Here is a 15864-nt window from a genome sequence, read left to right as displayed (position 1 = left end):
TCCGTCACCACATGCCGGTCCCCGGCGCGCCCTTGAAGGGGCCCCGCACCTCAGCCGTGATCCAGCCGCCGTAGAAGTCGCCCCTCTGCGCGCCGACCACTTGGTCGCCGACCGTGCAACGGTCCATCCGCCCGGGGTAGAAGGCGACGAATCCGGCGATGCGCTCGTAGCCGGGTGCGGGAGTGGGATAGCTCCATGCGGCACTGAAACGCCGGTCGTTCTCCACCAGGACGTCCCAGTACGTCGCCTCGCCCTTCCACTCGCACCAGGTGGGTGCCGCGGCCGCCGGGCACAGGAGGTGAGGGGTCACGTCCGACGGCGGTACGTAGAAGACCGGGGGGTGACTCGTTTCCAGCACCTGGACGGCCTGTCGTGTCTCGGCCACCACCTGACCCGCGCACTCGACGCGAACCACACGACCGTCCTCCCGGAGCGCGGGCGGCCTCGGGTAGTCCCACACGGACTCCGGCTCGGGGGAGGCGGAGGGGGCCGGACGTCCTCCAGGCGAAGGATCCAGGTAGAGCTGGTCCTCGTAGCACCACGCCCACTCCTCGCCGGGCGCCAGGGAACGCACCACCGGATGACCGCTGTCGTCGAAGTGGGCACTGGCGTGAGCGCCGGGAGAGCTGTCGCTGCACCCGACGTGGCCACAGGTCAGGCAGTGTCGCAGGCCGATCTGGTGCCGCCCGCGCGCCGCGCACGGCAGGCACACCTCGCTGAGGGGCGCCGGCTCGGGGAACGGCGTTCGGGTGTGTGCACACAGACGGCCGTCCGGGCGGCCGCCGTCGGGACGGGGCTCCCACCTCGGCCCCGTCTCCGCCTCCGTCCCACTCTGTGTCGTCCCCGCCTCCGCCCGATGCGGTCGGTTCCGGCTTTCCATCTCCGCACCTTCCCGTCCTCCCCGCCGAGTCATCCCCGACTCACTGCTGCCTCGCCTCTGCTTCGCCCGTGGTCGGCGTGCCGGATGCGGTGGGCGGCCAACCGCGCGTGACGCGGCAGCGGAGCGCCGCCCAGGCGAGGGCGAAACCAAGGGTGCCGGCGTCAGGGCAGGGCCACCGGGTAGGGCTCGTCGAAGTCCGCCGAACGGCTGACCTCCTCCCAGGCTGCCGCCTCCGCCGTCTGGCGGCGGGAGTGGTCCAGGGCCATCGTCGCCGCGTTCACGCCGAGGGGAAGGTGACCGGGGACCTCCTCGCGGTGGACGGTACGCACGATGATCTCGGCGGCCCGCCGCGGGTCCCCCGCCGCGCCGTCCGTGCTCCGGCGCACCCGGCGGTTCATCTCGCCGACGGTCGCGTCGTACGCCTGTGGGATGTCGTGGACCGTCATCGACGAGCCGGCCCAGTCGGTGGCGAAGCCGCTCGGCTCGACGACCATCACCCGCACGCCGAAGGGCGCCGTCTCCGCCGCCAGGACGCGGCTGAAGCCGTCGACCGCGAACTTGGCCGCCTGGTAGGAGGCGATGCCGGGCGACCCTCCGACCCTGCCGCCGATCGACGAGAACTGCACGACCGTGCCCGCCCCCTGGCGGCGCAGGGTGGGCAGGGCGGCCTTGGTGACGTTGTAGACGCCCCAGAAGTTGGTTTCGAACTGGGCGCGGAAGTCGGCGTCGTCCGAGGTCTCGATCGGCGACACGTTCGCGTACCCGGCGTTGTTCACGAGCACGTCGATCCGCCCGAAACGGTCCACGGCCGCGTCGACCGCGCGGCTCGCGGCCTCGGGGTCGGTGACGTCCAGGGCCAGGGGCAGCACGCGCTCGCCGTACGCGCCGAAGGCGTCGGTGAGGACGTCGACGCGGCGCGCGGTGGCCACGACCAGGTCACCCGCTTCCAGGGCGGCGGTGGCCAGCGCGCGCCCGAGACCTCGGGAGGAGCCGGTGATGAACCAGACCGGCCGCTCGCCGCCGCCCGCCGTCCCGGTGCTGTTCATGAAGGTGTTCGCGTCATCACTCATACCTTTAGTGAAACACCGTTGCCGTATTAACGCAACGCCGTTTCACTAATGGCTCCTATGATGGGCGCATGACTGATCAGGCCGCCTTCCAGCGGGCCCGCAGCGTCCAGGCGAAGCAGGCCCGTGAGACCGCGATCCTCGAGGCGGCCCGCGCCCTCGGGGCCCGGCGCGGCATCCGGGAGGTCACGCTCACCGACATCGCCACCGAGGTCGGCATGCACAAGTCGGCGCTGCTGCGCTACTTCGAGACGCGGGAGCAGATCTTCCTCGACCTCACCGCGGAGGGCTGGCGCGAATGGTCCGCCGCGCTGCGGGGGCGCCTCACGGCATGCGAGCGGGGCGCACCGGCGGCGGTCGCCGACGCCTTCGCCGCCACCCTGTCGGCACGGCCCCTCTTCTGCGACCTGCTGGCCCAGGCGCCGCTCAACCTGGAGCGGAACGTGTCCCTTGAAGCCGTTCGCACCTTCAAGCTCGGCACGCTGGAGGAGGTCGCGCGGATCGGCGCCGAACTGGACCGACTGCTCGGCCTGAGCGAGGAGCAGGCCGTCGACACAGTCGCCACCGCGACCTCCATGGCCGGAGCCCTGTGGCAGATGGCCACACCCCGCGCGGCCCTGCGGGAGCTGTACGCGAGCGAACCGCAGCTCGGCCACGCCGTCGTGGAGGTGGAACCCCGGCTGCGCCGCGTCCTCACCGCCCTGCTCATCGGCATGAACGACGAGAGCGGCACCCGCACGAACTGATCCGCCGCGGACTTTCGCGAGGACGGGGTCCGCCCGCCGCCGACTACTTGACGGCGGCGTCCGGGGAGGCTTCGTGGTCCGTGGTGTCGCGCACGCCGAGGCGGAGATGTTCCACGTGGTAGAGGGCCTGGTCGAGAAGTTCGGCCACGTGGTCGTCGTAGAGGGCGTAGACGATGGAGCGGCCGTGCCGCTCGCCGGTGACCAGGCCGAGGTTGCGCAGCAGCCGGAGCTGATGTGAGCAGGCGGAGGCCTCCATGCCGACGGCTTCGGCGAGTTCGCCGACCGCGCAGGGACCTTCCTGGAGGCGGGCCAGGATGTAGAGCCGCGAGGGCGTGGCGAGGGCCTGCAGTGTCGCCGCGACATCGGCGATGCCGACCGCTTCGAGGCGCTCGCGGGTGCCGGCGCTGCTGGCGGTGTCGCGTCCATGGCCCATGCCTTCATCATACCGATGACACATGAAGAGCTGTTCAGATGTTCCTGTACGGTGGAGGTGTCGTTCTCTCCCACCCGCGAAGGGTTCTCCCGGCATGTCTTCTGTTCTGGATCAGCGCTACGCGCGGACCGCCGGTTCCGGGCGCCCACAGCCGCCCCGGCGTCGTACGCGGCTGCTCGCGCTGCCGGAGGCACGCTGGGCGCTCGCGGCGCTGGTGTTGTTCCTCCTCGCGCTGCCCGTCGACCTGCTCGGCGGCCCCGCGTGGCTGTGGGGCACCCTGTTCACCGCGGCCTGCGTCACCGGGGGCTGGGAGCCGGGCTGGGAAGGTCTGAAGGCCCTGAGGCACAAGACGCTCGACGTGGACCTGCTGATGGTCGTCGCCGCCGCCGGGGCCGTCGCGATCGGCCAGGTCCTCGACGGAGCGTTGCTGATCGTCATCTTCGCCACCTCCGGCGCCCTGGAAGCGGTCGCCACCGCGCGGACCGCCGACTCCGTACGGGGCCTGCTCGACCTCGCCCCCGCCACCGCCGCCCGCCTCCTCCCGGACGGCACCGAGGAGACGGTCGGCGTCGAGCGCCTGATGGTCGGCGACACCGTCCTGGTCCGGCCCGGCGAGCGGTTGGGCGCGGACGGCCGGGTCGTCGACGGAGCCAGTGACGTCGACCAGGCCACCATCACCGGCGAGCCGCTCCCGGTCACGAAACAGGCCGGGGACGAGGTGTTCGCCGGCACCGTCAACGGCACGGGGTCCCTGCGCGTGCGCGTCGAGCGCGATCCGTCGGACTCGGTCATCGCGCGGATCGTGAAGATGGTCGAGGAGGCCTCCAGGACCAAGGCCCCCACCCAGCTGTTCATCGAGAAGATCGAACAGCGGTACTCGCTCGGCATGGTGATCGCGACCCTCGCCGTCTTCGGTGTTCCGCTCACCCTGGGCGACACCCTGTCGTCGGCACTGCTGCGGGCCATGACATTCATGATCGTGGCCTCGCCGTGCGCGGTCGTCCTGTCCACCATGCCGCCGCTGCTGTCCGCGATCGCCAACGCCGGGCGCCGCGGCGTCCTCGCCAAGTCCGCCGTCGTGATGGAACGCCTGGGCCAGATCGACACCGTCGCCCTGGACAAGACCGGGACCCTCACCGAAGGCACCCCGCGCGTCACCGACGTGCACCCCCTGCACGGCAGCGGACTGGAGCCGGACACGCTTCTGGCGCTGGCGGCATCCGCCGAGCACCCGAGCGAACACCCGCTCGCCCGGGCCGTCGTCGCCGCCGCCCGCGAACGCGGCCTCCCCCTGGCCGACGCCAGGGACTTCACCGCCACCCCGGGCCAAGGCGTCACCGCCCTCATCGGTGGCCGCACCATCACGGTCGGCTCCCCCGCCCGGCTGCTGGACGCCGTCGCCCACCCGTCGCAACTCGGGGTGGCGGCCGAGTTGGAGGAAGCCGGACGGACGGCTGTCGTCGTCCTGCGCGACCAGGAGCCGGTGGGCGTGCTCGGCGTCGCGGACCGGCTGCGCCCGGACGCGGCGGCCACGGTCGCCGCCCTGACCCGGCTGACCGGCCGGACTCCCGTACTGCTGACCGGAGACAACGAGCGCGCCGCCCGGCGTTTGGCCGCCGAGGTGGGCATCACCGACGTCCGTGCCCACCTGCTGCCCCAGGACAAGGTCGCCGCCGTCAAGGCGTGGGAGGCTCAGGGTCGCCGCGTGCTGGTCGTCGGCGACGGCGTGAACGACGCGCCCGCTCTGGCAGCCGCGCACTGCGGGATCGCCATGGGCAAGGCCGGCTCCGACCTCGCCCTGGAAACCGCGGACGCAGTCGTGGTCCGCGACGAACTGGCCGCCGTCCCCTCGGTCGTGCAGCTCTCCCGCACCGCACGCCGCCTCGTCGTCCAGAACCTGGCCATCGCCGGAACGTTCATCGCCGTCCTGGTCCTCTGGGACCTGACCGGCACCCTCCCCCTGCCGCTCGGCGTCGCCGGCCACGAGGGCTCCACCGTCATCGTCGGCCTCAACGGCCTGCGCCTGCTGCGGGAGACCGCCTGGCCCCGGCTCGTCCGGGAGACGGCCTGAGTGGAGACCGCCCTTGAGAAATCCGGATCGGGGCAGGCGGGATGCGAGGGGCCGGAGCCGAGCCTCCAGAGCGGGAAGGGGCTTGCGGTGTTCGAGGGTTTCGCCACCGAGACGGTGGACGTCGGCGAGGCATCCGTCTTCGTGCGGTACGGAGGAGATGGACCGCCCCTGCTGTTGTTGCACGGCCATCCCCGTACTTCGGCGACCTGGCACCGCGTCGCGCCCCTCCTGGTCCGGCGCGGCTTCACCGTGGTCTGCCCCGACCTGCGCGGCTACGGCCGCTCCCGCGGCCCCGCCCCCGCCGCCGACCACGCCCCGCATTCGAAGCGTGCCGTGGCCGGGGACATGGTCGAGGTCATGCGAGCACTGGGGCACCGGCGCTTCGGGCTCGCCGGCCATGACCGCGGGGTGCCGGTGGCCCTTCGGCTCGTGCTGGACCACCCGGAGGCGGTGACCCGGGTGGCTTTCCTGGACGGGATACCCCTCAGCGAGCATCTGGCCCGCGCCGACGCACGGTTCGCCACCGCGTGGTGGCACTGGTTCTTCTTCGCCCAGCCGGAGATCCCCGAACGCGTCATCAACGCCGACCCGGACGCCTGGTACCGCGGCGACGCACAGGTCATGGGACAGGAGAACCACGACGAGTGGCGGGCCGCCACGAGGAACCCGGACGTCGTCCGCGCGATGCTGGAGGACTACCGCGCCGGGCTCACCGTGGACCGCCGCCACGAGGAGGAGGACCGGGCCCGGGGCACACGGATCCACTGCCCGGTCCTGGTTCTGTGGTCACTGCGGGACGACCTGGAGGACCTGTACGGCGACCCGCGCGCCATCTGGCACGACTGGGCCGACGACGTGCGCGGCCAGGGCATCGACGCGGGCCACCACGTCGCCGAGGAGGCCCCCGGCCCACTCTCCGCCGCCTTGGGCGACTTCTTCTCCCTCTGACTCCCGCCGACTCGTCCTGCCTCCCGATGTGGCCCGGACACCGTGATCAGCGTGTCCTGGCCGCCGTGCCCCCAGCAGATGTCGAGGCGGTTGAAGTCGTACGTCCACTCGTCCCGAACCGTGTGCGGCGAGACGCGGTCACCACGGCTGCTGCTCTTGTCCGACCGGAGCGGACACCTGTCCTGCTTCGACGGCCATGACGGCCAGGAACTCCCCCGAGTCGGCGCCTCGAGGCGTAGACCTCGCCGGCCGCGTCGCGACCCTGACCATTGCCAGCGTGGTACGGGAGACGTCCGTTGCTGGGCCGGTGCCGGTGCACGGGGGCCCGGTGGCTACGCTCGGCCCTCCGTGAAGCCGGAGTGGAGGAGAGCAGACCGTGCGCAGCGCCACCGTGACGCCCGAAGGCAGCCGGATCCGCTGGGTCGAGGTGCCGGGGCAGGAGCCGCCCCGCGTCTACGTCCATGGACTGGGCGCCACGTCGCCGGCCTACTTCGCTGAGGTCGCGGTTCATCCGCTGCTCGCCGGACGCCGGTCACTGCTGGTCGACTTGCTCGGGCACGGCATCAGCGACCGGCCGACGGAATTCGACTACACCCTGGAATCCCACGCCGATGCCCTCGCCACGGCCCTGACCGGCGCGGGTGTCGTGGGCGCCGAGCTGGTCGCGCACAGCATGGGTGGCTCGGTGGCCATCGTCCTGGCCGCCCGGCACCCCCGGCTGGTCTCCCGCCTGGTCGTGGTCGACGGCAACCTCGACCCGATCCCGCCCGCGCTCGGCTCGGCGGGCAGCAGCGGCATCGCCGCCTACTCCGAGGAGGAGTTCCTGGCGGGCGGCTGGGAGGAGGTCCGGGACCGGGCCGGTTCCCTCTGGTGGTCCACGATGCGCCTGGCAGGCCGGGAGGCCCTGCATCGCAGCGCGGTGCACCTCACCCGCGGCACCGTCCCCACCATGCGTGAGCTTCTGCTGGACCTGAAGATCCCCCGTACCTACCTGCTGCCCGAGGCCGACGGCCCGCTCCCGGGCACCGACGTGCTCACCGAAGCCGGCGTAGCCGTGGTCCCGGTCCCCGACTGCGGGCACAACATCATGCTGGACAACCCGGAAGGCTTCGCCCACGCCACCGCGGAGGCCCTTTCGGACGGCTTCCAGCGCTAGGCACCAGGTGCACATTGCCGGCGGTCACGTTCTGGAATCGCCCGGCGACCTCGAACTTCGATTCGATTACCATCTCATCCGTGCATGAGAACCCACCTGTTCGGCGACGCGGCCGCTCCCGCCGAGAGCAACGACGTCGCCGCCGGGCCAGGCGACGCCGCATGACGTGGACCGTGACGTCGGTCGTGATCCTTGTCAGCGGCGCCACCACCTATGCCATCACCCGGAGCGACCCCGGTGACTCGTCCGCGCTCGACCGGGCGAAGGCTCCGTCCCCAACGGCCGTCTCGGCCCGGGCGAAGGCGGGCGAGGCACCTGCGGACGCTCCGAAACCGCCGCCGTCGCCCGCCCCGTCACAGAAGTCGTTCGATCTCGGACCGGCTCTGGCCCCCGTGACCGCGCTCTTCGGCGACAACCGGATGTCCGTGGCGATGCTGGATGTCGAGAGCGGTGCCATGGCGACGTACGGACACGACGCCTTCGACACCGCCAGCGTCGTGAAGGTGGACATCCTCGCGACCCTCCTGCTCCAGGCCCAGGACCAGGGGCGGAGGTTGAGCACCGAGGAGCGCGCCCAGTCCGCTGCCATGATCCAGAAGAGCGACAACGACTCCACCAGTGCCCTGTGGACCCGGATAGGCAGTGCTCGGGGGCTCGACGCGGCCAACGAACGGCTCGGCCTGCTCCAGACGCGGGGCGGTCACGGGACCGTCTGGGGCATCACCCAGACCACGGCGGAAGATCAGATACGCCTGCTCCAGTCCGTGTTCGGCGACAAGTCGCCCCTGAGCGAGGCGTCGCGTACCTACATCCAGGACCTGATGCGGCACGTCGTGGGAAGCCAGACCTGGGGCGTGTCCGCAGCGGCCGACTCGGGCACGACCGCCCTGAAGAACGGGTGGCTCAAGCGGACTCAGACCAAGAAGTGGGACGTCAACAGCATCGGCCGGATAGAGCATGAGGGCCACGTCTATCTGATGGCGGTACTTCTCAACGGCTGCAGCACCCAAGAGGTCGGCATCAGCATCGTGGAGCAGGCGGCGCGCGCGTCCGTGACGGCGTTCTCCCGAAAGCTCGGGGAGACGTCGGCCAACTGACGGCCCCCTGGAAACCGGCCGAGACTCACCGCGTGTCCGGCGACGACGTCACGCGGGGTCGGCGCCGGCCAGGACGAGTGAAAGGCGGTCGCTCGCCCCCTCGACGAGACGGACCGGGATCTCCCACTCCTCCTCGTGTACGTGGCAGGCCGGGTACGGGATGTCCGGGTCGTCGTCGCAGGACGCTGCCGTCGCGGAGACGTGCAGCACGCCCTCGGTCACCGACGGGTTCAGGTCGAGGGAGCGGGACAGGCCGGTGCCCGATCCCTCGCCCGCACACAGCAGTTCGGGTGGGGTCGCCGAGACCACGAGCCGAGTCGCGGGCCCGTAGCGCAGGTCCAGCTTCTGACCGGTGGGCGCCCGGAAGGCCACCTCCAGGCGCAGGGTGCCCGGCGCCGCTTCCGTCGTCTCCCGCCGTACGCCGTCACCGGGCCCCGCGCCCAGGACCTCCTGCGGCAGCCGAAGCCGGGTCAGCCGGTGCCGGGCCGACTCGACGACCAGGATGTCGTCGCCGACGACCACGGCGTCACTGGGCTCGCGCAGATCGGTCGCCAGCGTGGTCACCTCACCGGTGGGCGGTTCGTAGCGGCGCAGGGAGTGGTTGTAGGTGTCGGCGACGGCCACCGAGCCGTCCGGCAGGGCCGTGACGCCCAGGGGATGCTGGAGCAGTGCCCGGGCGGCGGGGCCGTCGCGGTACCCGAAGTCGAAGAGTCCGGTGCCCACCGCCGTGCGGACCGTGCCTTCGCGGTCCACCCAGCGCAGGGCGGAGGTCTCTGCGTCGGCCACCCAGAGCCGGTCCTCCGTCGCGGACAGCCCGGACGGCTGCGCGAACCAGGCCTCGGGACCGGGCCCGTCGACCAGTCCCTCGTTGCCGGTCCCGGCGGTGACGGCCACAGCCCCGTCCCGCGGATCGTAGGCCCAGAGCTGGTGCATCCCGGCCATGGCGATCCACACCCGGCCGTTCCATCGCGCGACGTCCCAGGGCGAGGAAAGGCTCACGGCACGGGCGGCCCCGCGGGTGGGCCCGCCCGGCCTTCCCTGCCTGCCGGTCCCCGCCAGAGTGGTGACGTCGCCGGTGGCGGGCTCGTACCGGCGCAGCGCGTGGTTGACGGTGTCGGCGACGACGACCGAGCCGTCGGCGAGCAGGGCGAGTCCCTGCGGCTCACTGAACTCTGCCCGCTCGGCCGGGCCGTCCGTGAATCCCCGCCTCCCGCTGCCGATCCGCCGCACGAGACTCTCCCCGTCCCCGGCAAGTTCCACCAGCTGATGCCGGGTGGTGTCGCTGACCAGGAAGGTGCCGGAGGGCAGGAGCACGCCCTTGCCCGGAAAGCGCAGGGCCGTCGGCTCCGGCCGCGGCGCCACGTACGGGGCGTCGCCGCGCCACAGGGTGCCCTTGGCCTCGTGCTGGACCTCCAGTTCCTCGACCAGCCGCTGGATGGCGGGTGCGTGTCCCTCACCCGCGTACTGGGCGACGACATAACCCTCGGGATCGATCACGGCGAGGGTGGGCCAGGCGCGTACGGCGTACTGCTTCCACGTGACCCGTTCCGGGTCGTCCAGGACGGGATGCTCGACGCCGTGGCGCTCGACGGCGTCCAGGACTGCCCGGTGTTCGGCCTCATGCGTGAACTTGGGCGAGTGCACACCCACGATCACCACGGTGTCCCTGTGCCTCTTCTCCAGCTCGCGCAGTTCGTCCAGGGCGTGCAGGCAGTTGATGCAGCAGAACGTCCAAAAATCGACAACAACGCACTTACCTCGCAGGTCGGCGAGGGTGAGTTCCTTGCCACCGGTGTTCAGCCAGCCCCCCTTCCCGACCAGCTCGGGGGCACGGACACGGGCACGGCGGGGCGCAGGCGCGGGGGTTGGCGCCGGGGCAGCGTCGTTCATGCTTCAAGGTTGCCATCCTGTATGAACGTCGGATCACACGCGTACGGCAGTGCCTACGACACAGGGGGCGGCGGATGGCTGTGGATGGGAACGCTGCCGACGGGCGCTGCGGCGGTGTCGGTTTCCGCCAGCCTCGCCCAATGGATCTCAATGCGTTGCTCGGGGATGATCCGCTGACCGCGCACTCCCTTGCTCACCTCAACCCGGTCTATGGCGAGCGACAACCGACTGCGCCGGTCTTCGTTCGTCGCATCAGCCCATGCCTCACGCAAGGTGAGGCCGTCGAGCATCGGCGACACGTCCACGGCGACTCCCTCGTCAGCGTCGCACGACTCGACGCCTACGCCGCACGAGAGGCTCTGCACCACCCCGTCGCCGCGTCAGCCCTGGCCGAGCAGGCGACCGGAGCGCTGACCGCGGTGATCGCCGCGGCCGGACTGGGAGCCGGCGCTCTGTCCGCCCCCGACCACGAGGCCCTTACGGGCGCGGTCGGCCACGCCGAGAGGGAGCTGGAAAAGCTGCTGCAGGCCGATTCCCATACCGGTTAGGCGGGGGTCACCTGCGCTGCCGAGACGTACTGCCCACGTGGTGTGGCGGTGTCGGCGTTTCGGCCATTTCCTGCCCGCAGCCGCTCCAAGCCAGACCAGGGACAGGACGCCTGCAGGTTCCACGAACGCAGGGAATCACGGGCTTTCCAGCACGACCGAATGACGTGTGTTCGATATCGCAACCGCGTCGTTAGACCTCACGACCTTGCCGCCGCGACCGTCCCAGGGGGAACGATGACCTCGGCCATTACGCAGGACCAGCCGCCACAACCACCCAAGGGAACCGCGCCGGACAGCGAACATCAGGACGCCGGTGTTCGAGAAGAGGAATACCTGTACCGCGACGAGTCGAGGCTCCAGGCCGGGTCCCTGCTGACCTCCCGCACCATGGCGCGGCGCCTGCCCTCACTGGTGCGGCGCTCGGTGCGGATGGCCTGGCGCGTGGACCGCGGCGCGACCGTCGGCCTCTTGATGTGCCAGATCGGTACGGGCGTCCTCGCGGCCCTCGGCCTCCTGGCCGTCACGGGCACGATCACCGCGCTGGTCTCCTCAGGCGACATCACCGAGCGGCTGTGGGACGCCGCCCCGCAGCTTGCCGTGATCGCCGCCGCCGCCGGCCTGCGCGCGCTGATGGGCATCGCCGTCGTCTGGCTCACCGGGCGTCTGCGTCCGGTGCTCGGCCGGGCGGCGGAGCTGACGATGATCGAGGCCGCGCTCGGCGCGGAACTGGCCGCCAACAACAAGCCCGGCTACAACGACGCCTACGACATCGCCGACCGCGGCGCCCAGGTCACCCCCGACCTCGTAGAAGAAGCCCAGGACGTCCTCGCGGCGACCGCCACGCTCGCGGCCGGCGCCACCGTCCTGACCGTCCTGCACCCCCTGCTCCTCCCCCTGCTCTTCCTCGCCTGTCTGCCGCAGGCCGCCGCGTACGTGCGCTCCGCACGCGTGCTCTACCTCGCCGGGCTGGAAACCTCCGGGCGGCGCCGGATGCTGAGCAAGCTCCGCTGGCACATGGCCTATCAGGAGTCCAGCGAGGAAATGCGTGCCTGCCTCGCCGGCCCCTTCCTGATCGGCCGGTACCGGCGGCTCGCCGCCTCGGTCAACGCCGCCGAGCGCAAGGCCGCGAACACAGGTGCGTGGATGGGGCTGGCCGGAGCCGCGGCCGGCGGGATCGCCTCGACCGCGGTGTGGGCAGCGCTGCTATGGCTCCTGGCCTCCGGGCAGATGAGCCTGGCGGCCGGCGGTGGCGCCGTCTTCGCCCTTCAGACCGCCACCGGCTCAGTGCGCGGCATCATCAACGGCGGAGCCCGCCTGGTACGCACCGGCTGGTACGTACAGGACTGGCAGAACTTCCTCGACAACGCTCACGGCCAGGCCATGATCGACTCACGCGGCACCGCGTCAATCCCCGCGGCCCCGGAACGCTTCGAGGTCCGTGACGTCACCTACCGCTACGACGGCGCCCCCAAGGACAGCCTGAGCAACGTCTCCCTTTATGTGAAGCGCGGCGAGATCGTGGCGCTGGTCGGGGAGAACGGCTCCGGCAAGACGACCCTCTCACGCCTGCTGTGCGGGTTGCTGCTGCCCACCGAGGGCGACGTGGCCTGGGACCACACCTCCACCACGGACCTGGACCCCTGGAGGTCGTGGGAGCACGTCGCGCTGGTCCCGCAGAAGTTCACCTACCTGCCACTGACGATGCGCGACAACATCACCTTCGGGCAGGGCGACACCAGCGACGCCGCCCTGCTCGCCGCGTGCGAGGCGTCCGGCGCAGCGGAGATGCTTCCCCACCTCCGCTCGGGCCTCAACACCCTCCTGACCAGCGAGTGGTTCGGAGGACAGCAACTCTCCGGCGGGCAGTGGCAGCGCCTGGTCCTCACCCGCGCGTTCCATCGGCAGGCAGCGCTGCTGGTGATGGACGAACCCACGGCCGCCCTCGACGCCCGCGCCGAGCACCGCATCTTCGCCGGCCTGCGCGAACTGGCCAAGGACCGCGCCGTCCTGCTGATCACCCACCGCCTCACCAACGTGGCCGTCGCCGACCGGATCGTAGTCCTGGACCAAGGGCAGATCGTCCAGGAGGGCACCTACGCCCAACTCACACAGCAGCCAGGGCTGTTCCGGGCCCTGTGGGATCTGCAGCGCCGGATGAGCGGCGACGCCTCCTGATCACCGGGCCGCGCCGGGCCACCGGTCCGCCGGATAGAGGCACCAGCCCGTTCCCGATGCTCCCTCCGCCCCACGTCCCTGCGAGGTAGTCCACATGTCGTTGTCGCACCACCACATCCGCACCACCCTCGATACCTACCTCGCCCGTCACCCTCACGAACGCGAGCAGCTCAGCGCCCTCCTGGACGCCCTCGACCGGCCTGGCGAGGACATCGCCAGCCGCTCGACCTTCACCGGGCACGTCACCTGCGGCGCGATCGTCGTCGACCAGCTCGGCCGCATCCTGCACGTGCTGCACCTGGCCAGCGGGAAGGTCCTCGTCCCCGGCGGACACACTGAACCCACCGACGACTCCCTGGCAGCGGCGGCTCTCCGCGAACTGCACGAGGAGACCGGGATCCCGGCTCGGGCCGTCACGCCGTGGCCGGGCTACGAGACCGTGCCGCTGGACATCGACATCCACGACATCGACGCCCATCCGGGCAAGGGCGAGCGCGCACACCAGCACTTCGACCACCGGTTCCTCTTCCGCCTGCAGACGACCGAGGTGTCGATCGTGCTGCAGGAAGAGGAGGTCGGCGGCACAGAGTGGCGTCCCGTGGACCGGGTAACATCCCCGACACTGCGCAAGAAGCTGCTCAAACTGCCGCTCCAGGTCGAACCGGAGACGGCCAACGCCTCCGCCCTGATCTACAACGACCGCGGCGAGTACCTGCTCCATCTCCGCGACTACTTCCCCGGACAGATCTGGGAGCCGGGCATGTGGTCCCTGCTGGGCGGCGGCCGAGAGCCCCAGGACGCCACCCTGGAACACACCCTGCGGCGCGAACTGGCCGAGGAAGCCGGCCTCGATCTCGCCGACCTGTCCCCGTTCGCCACCGAGTACGCCTCCCACGACGACGGCACGACCGTACCCATCGCCATCTACGCCAGCCGCTGGAACGGCGACCCGCGCGAACTCCACCTGACCGAAGGAGTCATGCTCGCCTGGTTCGCCCCCGACAACCTCCACCGCCTGCGCATCGCGGAAACCACCAGCGACCTCGTACGGCGCCACGCCGCCGGCCACCCGCCGATGCGGAGCGGACCCGAGCCCGAGCCCAAGCCCGAGGAACAGCGCCTGGCGTCACCTCACGGCACGGTCCCCAACATCATCGGCGTCCACCTCTACCTGGAACGCCCCGACGGGACAGTGTTGCTCGGGCTGCGCCACCCCGACTCCGCGTTCGCGCCGTCCACCTGGCACGTCCTGGCCGGCCACTGCGAACAGGAGAACGCCATCGACTGCCTGATCAGGGAGGCAATGGAGGAAGCCGGGCTGCACATCGAGCGCCAGGACGTCGAACTCGTCCACGTCGTCCACCACATCGGCCAGCCCAGGAACCCGCCCCGCATGGGCCTGTTCTTCCGCGCCCGTACCTGGAGCGGCGAGCCGGTGCTGCGCGAGCCGGACAAGTGCACCCAGTGGAAATACTGGGATCCCACCGCCCTTCCCGACGACCTCGTCCCCTACACCCGACTGGCCATCGAGAAGATCCAGAACGGCGAGCTGTACAGCGAGACGGGCTGGCCCGCATGACCAGCGCAGCCAGTCGCGTGCCCACTGCGACAGCGACCGGGCGTCCAGACACCCGCCTCGTAGTAATCCGTGGCAACTCGGCGTCCGGCAAGTCGAGCGTGGCCCAGGGCCTGCGAGATCACTACGGCCGCGGTATCGCGATCGTGGGCCAGGACGTGATCCGTCGGAACGTACTCAGGGAACACGACACCGCGCGCGGCGCCAACATCGCCCTGCTGAGCACGATCGCCCGCGCAGCCCTCGACGCCGGCTTCCACGTCGTCCTCGAAGGGATCCTGTACGCCGACCGCTACGGCCACATGATCACGTCTCTGGTACGGGACCACCGCGGCGTCTCCAGGTGCTACTACCTGGACGTGCCGCTGGAAGCGACGTTGCTACGACACGCGTCAAAGACGGATGCCGCCTACCTGGCGCACGTCACCGACGACCACCTCACCTCCTGGTACCGCGAGCTGGATCTGCTGCCCGGCGGTCTGGAAACCGTGATCCCGGCCGACAGCACGCTGCGGGACACCGTCGCCCGGGTCGTGCGCGAGACCGATCTGACCGCTGCCGCCCCCACCTCGCCACCTCAGCGCAATCCGTCACAAGGAGACTCGATGACTCCTCCGGTGTTGATGTCCGATCCGCAGGTCGCGGCGATCCCCGTGCGCGAGTGCGGAGAGCCACTCGTCGACGTACGCGACCACAACTTCCGCGTTGACCCCCGCAAGCAAGACCCTCTAGGCGCGTTCGCCCACGTCCGTGAAGGCATCCTGGCCCGGTTGAAGCATGCCCGCTCGCTCCTGCCCGCCGGCACCGACCTGCTGTTCATCGAGGGCTACCGGCCGCTGGCCCTCCAGCAACGCTACTTCACTGACTACCGGAACGAGCTGGCCGCCGCCCACCCTGACTGGGCATCTGAGCAGCTGCACCAGGCCGCCAGCCGGTACGTGTCGCCGCCAGAGATCGCGCCTCACTCCGCGGGAGCGGCCGTGGACGTGACCCTCGTGGACCAGGACGGCCACGAACTCGACCTCGGCACCCGCGTCAACGCCTCTCCCGAGGAGAGCGACGACGCATGCTTCACACACGCCCCGAACCTCAGCGAACACGCGCGCCACCACCGCACCTTGCTGCTCAACGCCATGGAAGGCGCGGGATTCACAAACTACGGGACCGAGTGCTGGCACTTCTCGACAGCAGACCGGTACGACGCCCTGAGGTGGCAGGAGCCGCACGCACGCTACGGACCGGTCGAACTGCCGTAGCACCCCCGCGGATTCGTCCGC

Annotated in this window: 13 protein-coding genes and 1 pseudogene; 9 read left to right on the top strand and 5 right to left on the bottom strand. The window is 70.9% G+C overall.

Features of this window, described 5'->3' with window-relative positions; genetic code table 11:
* Positions 1-4: 4 nt before the first annotated feature.
* From OIE75_RS36880 to OIE75_RS36870, 3 genes and pseudogenes are all read right to left on the bottom strand, one after another.
* Complete coding sequence (locus OIE75_RS36880; RefSeq protein ID WP_443078472.1) at positions 5-460, bottom strand: DUF427 domain-containing protein; 456 nt, start codon at positions 458-460, stop codon at positions 5-7.
* A 60-nt stretch (positions 461-520) separates the two neighbouring features.
* Positions 521-763, bottom strand: a pseudogene (locus OIE75_RS36875) (UBP-type zinc finger domain-containing protein); the annotation flags it as partial.
* A gap of 278 nt (positions 764-1041) precedes the next feature.
* Positions 1042-1926 (bottom strand): SDR family NAD(P)-dependent oxidoreductase, encoded by an 885-nt coding sequence (locus OIE75_RS36870; protein ID WP_329474142.1) that lies wholly within the window; start codon positions 1924-1926, stop codon positions 1042-1044.
* 92 nt (positions 1927-2018) lie between these two features.
* On the opposite strand from OIE75_RS36870, the gene OIE75_RS36865 reads away from it, so the two are divergent.
* Entirely contained in the window at positions 2019-2693 is a 675-nt protein-coding gene (locus OIE75_RS36865) for a TetR/AcrR family transcriptional regulator (RefSeq protein WP_307016637.1), read from the top strand.
* A 43-nt stretch (positions 2694-2736) separates the two neighbouring features.
* Here OIE75_RS36865 and OIE75_RS36860 read toward each other — a convergent pair whose 3' ends face one another.
* On the bottom strand, positions 2737-3126 hold the full coding sequence (locus OIE75_RS36860; RefSeq protein WP_329473519.1) for an ArsR/SmtB family transcription factor: 390 nt from the start codon (positions 3124-3126) through the stop codon (positions 2737-2739).
* Between the two features lie 94 nt (positions 3127-3220).
* Here OIE75_RS36860 and OIE75_RS36855 point away from each other — a divergent pair, with 94 nt between their 5' ends.
* The 4 genes from OIE75_RS36855 (at position 3221) to OIE75_RS36840 (ending at position 8398) form a co-directional block, all read left to right on the top strand.
* Positions 3221-5197, top strand: coding sequence for a heavy metal translocating P-type ATPase (locus OIE75_RS36855; protein ID WP_329473518.1), 1977 nt, complete (start codon positions 3221-3223; stop codon positions 5195-5197).
* Positions 5198-5284: 87 nt separating this feature from the next.
* Positions 5285-6145, top strand: a complete 861-nt coding sequence (locus OIE75_RS36850; protein WP_307016633.1) for an alpha/beta fold hydrolase — start codon at positions 5285-5287, stop codon at positions 6143-6145.
* Between the two features lie 376 nt (positions 6146-6521).
* Complete coding sequence (locus OIE75_RS36845) at positions 6522-7301, top strand: alpha/beta fold hydrolase (RefSeq protein WP_307016631.1); 780 nt, start codon at positions 6522-6524, stop codon at positions 7299-7301.
* Between the two features lie 80 nt (positions 7302-7381).
* Entirely contained in the window at positions 7382-8398 is a 1017-nt protein-coding gene (locus OIE75_RS36840; RefSeq protein WP_307016630.1) for a serine hydrolase, read from the top strand.
* Between the two features lie 48 nt (positions 8399-8446).
* Here OIE75_RS36840 and OIE75_RS36835 read toward each other — a convergent pair whose 3' ends face one another.
* On the bottom strand, positions 8447-10288 hold the full coding sequence (locus OIE75_RS36835) for an NHL domain-containing thioredoxin family protein (protein ID WP_329473517.1): 1842 nt from the start codon (positions 10286-10288) through the stop codon (positions 8447-8449).
* A 140-nt stretch (positions 10289-10428) separates the two neighbouring features.
* On the opposite strand from OIE75_RS36835, the gene OIE75_RS36830 reads away from it, so the two are divergent.
* The 4 genes from OIE75_RS36830 to OIE75_RS36815 all read left to right on the top strand — a co-directional run bounded on the left by OIE75_RS36830 (position 10429) and on the right by OIE75_RS36815 (position 15843).
* A complete protein-coding gene (locus OIE75_RS36830; RefSeq protein ID WP_329473516.1) occupies positions 10429-10836 on the top strand; it encodes a hypothetical protein in 408 nt (135 codons plus the stop codon).
* 234 nt (positions 10837-11070) lie between these two features.
* Complete coding sequence (locus OIE75_RS36825; protein WP_329473515.1) at positions 11071-13011, top strand: ABC transporter ATP-binding protein; 1941 nt, start codon at positions 11071-11073, stop codon at positions 13009-13011.
* 94 nt (positions 13012-13105) lie between these two features.
* On the top strand, positions 13106-14590 hold the full coding sequence (locus OIE75_RS36820; RefSeq protein WP_329473514.1) for an NUDIX domain-containing protein: 1485 nt from the start codon (positions 13106-13108) through the stop codon (positions 14588-14590).
* A complete protein-coding gene (locus tag OIE75_RS36815) occupies positions 14587-15843 on the top strand; it encodes a M15 family metallopeptidase (RefSeq protein WP_329473513.1) in 1257 nt (418 codons plus the stop codon). The genes OIE75_RS36820 and OIE75_RS36815 overlap by 4 nt, the downstream gene beginning before the upstream one ends.
* The last annotated feature ends 21 nt before the right edge of the window (positions 15844-15864 follow it).

It is taken from the genome of Streptomyces sp. NBC_01723 (assembly GCF_036246005.1).
In the GTDB taxonomy this organism is placed as follows: Bacteria; Actinomycetota; Actinomycetes; order Streptomycetales; family Streptomycetaceae; genus Streptomyces.
The sequence above is the reverse complement of the archived record's forward strand: the minus strand, read 5'-3'. Positions and strand labels throughout refer to the sequence as shown.

Excerpts from the sequence above, each read along its gene's own strand:
- OIE75_RS36830 (WP_329473516.1), top strand. The coding sequence starts at position 10,429 with ATGGATCTCAATGCGTTGCTCGGGGATGATCCGCTGACCGCGCACTCC.
- OIE75_RS36835 (WP_329473517.1), bottom strand. The coding sequence starts at position 10,288 with ATGAACGACGCTGCCCCGGCGCCAACCCCCGCGCCTGCGCCCCGCCGT.
- OIE75_RS36860 (WP_329473519.1), bottom strand. The coding sequence starts at position 3,126 with ATGGGCCATGGACGCGACACCGCCAGCAGCGCCGGCACCCGCGAGCGC.
- OIE75_RS36815 (WP_329473513.1), top strand. The coding sequence starts at position 14,587 with ATGACCAGCGCAGCCAGTCGCGTGCCCACTGCGACAGCGACCGGGCGT.
- OIE75_RS36870 (WP_329474142.1), bottom strand. The coding sequence starts at position 1,926 with ATGAACAGCACCGGGACGGCGGGCGGCGGCGAGCGGCCGGTCTGGTTC.
- OIE75_RS36855 (WP_329473518.1), top strand. The coding sequence starts at position 3,221 with ATGTCTTCTGTTCTGGATCAGCGCTACGCGCGGACCGCCGGTTCCGGG.
- OIE75_RS36820 (WP_329473514.1), top strand. The coding sequence starts at position 13,106 with ATGTCGTTGTCGCACCACCACATCCGCACCACCCTCGATACCTACCTC.
- OIE75_RS36865 (WP_307016637.1), top strand. The coding sequence starts at position 2,019 with ATGACTGATCAGGCCGCCTTCCAGCGGGCCCGCAGCGTCCAGGCGAAG.
- OIE75_RS36825 (WP_329473515.1), top strand. The coding sequence starts at position 11,071 with ATGACCTCGGCCATTACGCAGGACCAGCCGCCACAACCACCCAAGGGA.